Raw genomic sequence first — 355 nt, forward strand, 5'->3', positions numbered from 1 at the left:
GAGCTGTCTGTTCTTGTGCAAGTGCATGAATAGTACTACCATTCGTAGCAGTTATAACCGTTGCTAAAGTGGCTAAAGTTATAACCTTAAATGGAAATTTCATCATTTGATTCTCCTCCTTATTTTCAGTTGCGTTATAATATTTTTATTAAACCTAATTTCTTAATATTAAAATTTATAAACTTGTTCTTCGAGTTGAGTTGTTACACTTTTTAATCGTCTTAATGTATCTTTTTGAGACTGGGTGTTATTGGTATCAACTTCAGTCGATAATTTTGTAATACTATTATTTATTAGATCCAAATCCTCTTTGTAACGTTTCATTAGCTCAATTTCTCCATCTACTTGGTTAGCA

1 pseudogene is annotated in these 355 nt (G+C 30.4%); it reads right to left on the minus strand.

What is annotated here, in order from left to right:
• Positions 1–168 precede the first annotated feature (168 nt).
• A pseudogene (locus ACS2CR_RS34490) lies at positions 169–355 on the minus strand (hemolysin BL lytic component L2); the annotation flags it as partial.

This window comes from Bacillus cereus group sp. BceL291, assembly GCF_051776705.1.
Taxonomy (GTDB): Bacteria; Bacillota; Bacilli; order Bacillales; family Bacillaceae_G; genus Bacillus_A; species Bacillus_A cereus.